Genomic DNA, 4992 nt, shown 5'->3' on the forward strand with positions numbered 1-4992 from the left:
GACCAAGACCGCCGAGAACACCTTCCGCGACCTCCAGATTGCCGCCGCGAACCAGCTTGCCCTCTACTGCGAGGCGATGGGCGTGAACTTCTATGATGTCCGGACCGGGATCGACTCGCTGAAGGGCGAGGGGATCACCCGTGCCATCCTCTGGCCAGGTGCCGGGGTCGGCGGCCACTGCCTGACGAAGGATACCTATCACCTGGAGCGGGGGGTGCAGCTCGCCGCAGAAGCAAGAGATACAACAGAAGCCGGAACTGCCGGAGAAGCAACAGCAGCAGAAACACCCGAAGAAACAGGAAGCACACCAGAACCTGAAAAAGCAGGAGAATCCCCGGTAGCAAGAAAACCAGGCACCACCCCCCGCCTCGACTATCCCGAGGGCCGGCCCTCGCTCTATACTCTCGCCCGCGATATCAACGACTTTATGCCCACCCATATGCTCCACCTCACCGAGGCCGCCCTTGCAGAAGCCGGAAAGGCCCTTGCCGGGGCCCGGATCGCCCTCCTCGGCTGGGCCTTCATCAACGACAGCGACGACGCCCGGAACAGCCCGTCCGAGCCATTTTATCAGGCTGCAACGGCGGCGGGCGCCGAGGTCCGGGTGCATGATCCCTGGGTGGACCCGGCGACGTCGCCGGATCTGCCGAATCCCGATCAGCCGGACGGCGGCCTCACCATGGATCTCGAGCAGGCGCTCGCCGGTGCGGATGCCGTGGTGATCTTCACCGGGCATGCGGCGTACCGGGCTCTCACTCCCGAGCAGGTGAAGCGGCTCTGTGGGTGCGAGAAGCCAGCGATCGTGGATGGGAGGAATATTGTGGAGCCGGAGGAATGGGTGAAGGCAGGGTTTGTGTATAGGGGTGTGGGACGGGGGGAGTGGAACCACTCACTCAATCACTCACCAACTCATCGTTAAAAGGAAGGTGTGATTATTGATTTCTGGACTAGATCGATATATGCAAATAATAAAGACACGAATACTCAAGAAATCGCATCTCAGCGTTTACTCTCTGGTGATTATGTGATATTTTCATTACTCGGAACCGATTATTTTATGCGGTTAATGGTGCCTATTTTGAAGATCAAAAGGGGCGAATCTACGTTATCAATAACAACCAGAAAATATCAAATCAGATCTGTGGGTTTACATGAGTTCTGAGAATGTATTCCAGGGCAGCCCCACCGCCCGTGTCAAGAATGGCATCATGGCCCGCCTGAAGAAGTCGATGAAGCGGTATCGCCGGACCTATACTATCTTAGAGTTCTACTCACGGGGCTTCAAGCGCCACCTTCTCGCCCTCCTTGTCTTCTCGATGCTCCTCGGTCTGATGGAGACGTTTCAGATTGTGCTCTTGTATCCTATCCTGAATGCCTCATTTAATATTCAGGATGCCGGGATTCCGTTCCTAGAGCCCCTCTACAATTTGATGCGAAGTGTCAGTGATCTCCCTGATGTCGTCATCTTCTGCCTATTGTTCATTATTTTTGTCTTCCTGACGTTTCTGGTAATGATAATGTACAAGCTAATCTCGCTTCTCTTCACAAAGGCAGTTATTGTCAAAACAAAAGGTATGTTGTTTAATAAGCTTAAAGAGAACGATTACCGGTATTTCGTAGACAACAGGCAGGGAGATGTACTCTATAATGTGATCACCTCACCCGGACAGATCAATCTGTTATTGGATCAAGCAACCATCATGTTTTCGAATATTGTTGTGATCCTTGTAATTCTTACTGCACTCTTCTTCATGAGTCCGGTTGCCATGATGATCCTTGTCGTTGGGGGGATTGGATTCATCCTCCCTGTCAGACACGTTGGGAGCCGGGTCGCCTATCGCATCGGGAGGGCCCAGATGTCATCGATCTCCTCAGAGAATGCAGTCATTACGCAGTATGTATCCGGGCTCCGGCAGATACGATCCGTTCATGCTGATAATTACTGGAATAAACAGTATACAAAAGCACTTCAAATGTACTGGGATCACTATGTGAAGGCAAGGTTTACAGAATATATTCCATCAGCACTCTTACATCCAATATTCTTTATAGGGATAGCTGCAATTGTGATAACACTGTATTCAATCTACATGGATCAGTTCCTCATAATTATCCCGCTGATCGGAACATTTGCCTACTCTGCTCTAAAAATTCTGCCACGACTTTCGAATCTTAGTAGCAGTAATATGCATATTATGAACTCATATCCAGCTCTTGAGCGGATCTATAATTTCCTCAACGAAACCCAGTACAACACCATTCAGAATGGCATTGCCACATTCGAGGCTCTCACCTCCGATATCATCTTCGAGGATGTCGGTTTCCAGTACTATGAAGGTCAGAATCTGATCACCGATGTCAATCTCACGATACAAAAAAACCAGTTCACCGCCCTCGTCGGTCATTCGGGATCTGGTAAATCAACGATCGTATCCCTCCTCCTCCGGTATTATGATGTCACCGAAGGCAGGATCACCATCAATGGTATCGATCTCCGGGAGTATGACATCGCCACCTTCCTTTCAAAAGTCGGATACGTGAGTCAGGATACCTTCATCTTCAATGCATCTGTCCGGGAGAATATCGCCTTTGGCGGCGATTACACCGATGACCAGATCATTGAGGCGGCCAGAAAGGCGAATATCCACACTTTCATCGCCGCCCTTCCAGAGGGATATAACGCAATCGTCGGTGACCAGGGACTGAAGCTATCCGGCGGCGAGAAGCAGCGGGTCGCAATCGCCAGAGCGTTAGTCCGTGAACCCGAGATCCTTGTGCTGGACGAGGCGACGAGCAATCTGGACAATGAGTCCGAGGCGATCGTCCAGGCATCCATCAACCAGATATCAGAAACGATCACCACCTTCATCATCGCCCACCGGCTCTCGACGATCCGGCAGGCTGATACGATCTATGTGATAAGCAAAGGGAGGATTGTGGAGAACGGGGGGCATGAGGAGTTGCTTGAGATGAAGGGGAAGTACTGGGAGTTGTATGAGAAAGGGGTGTGAATGAAAACAATCACATTGTTTAATGGATATATTATGGAATAGTCATGACGATAAATGGAGTATAAGTTATGTTCACCAACAAATCAATCCTCATAACCGGCGGCACCGGCTCCTTTGGCAAACAGTTTACCAAGACCATCCTGGAGCGGTATGATCCAAAGAAAGTGATCATTTACTCCCGCGATGAGCTGAAGCAGTTCGAGATGGAACAAGTTTTCAATCAGGAATGCATGCGCTACTTCATCGGCGATGTCCGCGATCGCGATCGCCTTACAATGGCGATGCGGGGCGTGGATTATGTGATCCATGCGGCCGCCCTGAAGCAGGTGCCGGCCGCAGAATACAACCCAATGGAGTGTATCAAGACGAATGTCTATGGCGCTGAGAATGTGATCCACGCGGCGCTTGCAAATAAGGTACAGAAGGTGATTGCGCTCTCGACAGATAAGGCAGCAAATCCAATCAATCTCTATGGTGCAAGCAAGCTCGCCTCTGATAAGCTCTTTGTGGCAGCAAATAATATCGCCGGGCAGGATCCGACCCGGTTTTCGGTGGTGCGGTATGGGAATGTTGTCGGATCAAGGGGTTCGGTTGTCCCGTTCTTTAAGAATCTCATCCAGAATGGCACCGATCACCTCCCAATCACCGATGATCGGATGACCCGGTTCTGGATCACGCTCCAGCAAGGGGTTGATTTTGTGCTGAAGGGTTTTGAGCGAATGCAGGGAGGGGAGCTCTTTGTCCCGAATATTCCATCAGTCAGAATTGTAGATCTGGCAACCGCAATGGCACCGGATCTCCCCCAGCGGATCATCGGTATCCGTCCTGGTGAGAAACTGCATGAGGTGATGTGCCCGGGGGATGATTCGCATCTCACACTTGCATTCAATGATCACTATGTCATCCGACCTACTATTCAGTACTCCTACTGGGTTGACTTTATTACAAATAAGCTGGGTGAGACGGGCTGTCCGGTAAACCAGGACTTTGAATACAATTCCGGGAAGAATCCGCATTTCCTCACGATTGACGAGATCAAACATATCAACCATATCTCTGGGCTAGAATGATTCCCTACGGACGGCAGGATATAAGGCAGGAGGATATCGATGCGGTTATCGATGTCCTTAAGTCAGATCTCATCACCCAGGGCCCGGTTGTGCCCCGGTTTGAGGAGGCAGTCGCTGCCAAAGTTGGTGCCAGATATGGTGTGGCGGTGAATAGCGGTACCTCTGCCCTTCATGTGGCGTGTCTGGCACTTGGGCTTGGGCCGGGGAATCAATTATGGACAAGCCCGATCACCTTTGTTGCATCTGCGAACTGTGGCCTTTACTGTGGTGCTCAGGTTGATTTTGTAGATATTGATCCTGTCACCTACAACCTCTCTCCTGAAACACTAGAGAAGAAACTTCTTGATGCAGATGAGAAAAGTTGCTTACCTGATATTGTCGTCCCGGTGCACTTCTGTGGTCAATCCTGTGACATGGAGCGGATTCATGAGCTTTCACAAAGTTTTGGATTTAAGGTAATTGAGGATGCATCGCATGCACTTGGCGGGCGGTATAAGGATTATCCAGTTGGCTGTTGCAGATACAGTGACATCACCGTCTTCAGTTTCCATCCTGTGAAGATCATCACAACCGCTGAAGGAGGAATGGCTGTTACAAATGACGCTGCCCTTGCCGAAAAGATGCAACTGCTCAGAAGCCATGGCATCACCCGTGATCCAGAACTGATGACCCATGTATCAGATGGTCCATGGTATTATCAGCAGATTGATCTTGGATATAATTATCGGATGACTGATATTCAGGCTGCTCTTGGCATCTCTCAGTTGAATCGGCTTGATGAATACGTGACCCGCCGCCATAAGATTGCTGAGCGGTATAATCGCCTGCTTTCGGATCTTCCGGTCAAGGTTCCTTTTCAGCACCCTGACGCTTATTCAAGTTGGCATCTATATGTGATTCGGCTACATCTG

The 4992-nt window shown here is 50.4% G+C and carries 4 protein-coding genes; all 4 read left to right on the forward strand.

All coding sequences use genetic code 11. From position 1 onward, the window contains the following. Positions 1–919, forward strand: a 919-nt coding sequence (locus tag QCH34_RS06645) for a UDP binding domain-containing protein (RefSeq protein WP_300332064.1), incomplete at its 5' end; no start/stop codon positions are given. Between the two features lie 232 nt (positions 920–1151). Continuing rightward, positions 1152–3011, forward strand: a complete 1860-nt coding sequence (locus tag QCH34_RS06650) for an ABC transporter ATP-binding protein (protein ID WP_300332067.1) — start codon at positions 1152–1154, stop codon at positions 3009–3011. A 68-nt stretch (positions 3012–3079) separates the two neighbouring features. Then, a complete protein-coding gene (gene pseB / locus QCH34_RS06655) occupies positions 3080–4081 on the forward strand; it encodes a UDP-N-acetylglucosamine 4,6-dehydratase (inverting) (RefSeq protein WP_300332070.1) in 1002 nt (333 codons plus the stop codon). Further along, a partial coding sequence (pseC, locus tag QCH34_RS06660) for a UDP-4-amino-4,6-dideoxy-N-acetyl-beta-L-altrosamine transaminase (RefSeq protein ID WP_300332072.1) occupies positions 4078–4992 on the forward strand: 915 nt, incomplete at its 3' end. The genes pseB and pseC, both read left to right, overlap by 4 nt.

Origin of the sequence: Methanocalculus sp., assembly GCF_029762515.1 — an archaeon.
Classification (GTDB): Archaea; Halobacteriota; Methanomicrobia; order Methanomicrobiales; family Methanocorpusculaceae; genus Methanocalculus.

Bases quoted from the DNA above. Each gene is read 5' to 3' on its own strand.
- QCH34_RS06650 (WP_300332067.1), top strand. From the start codon at position 1,152: ATGAGTTCTGAGAATGTATTCCAGGGCAGCCCCACCGCCCGTGTCAAG.
- pseB (WP_300332070.1), top strand. From the start codon at position 3,080: ATGTTCACCAACAAATCAATCCTCATAACCGGCGGCACCGGCTCCTTT.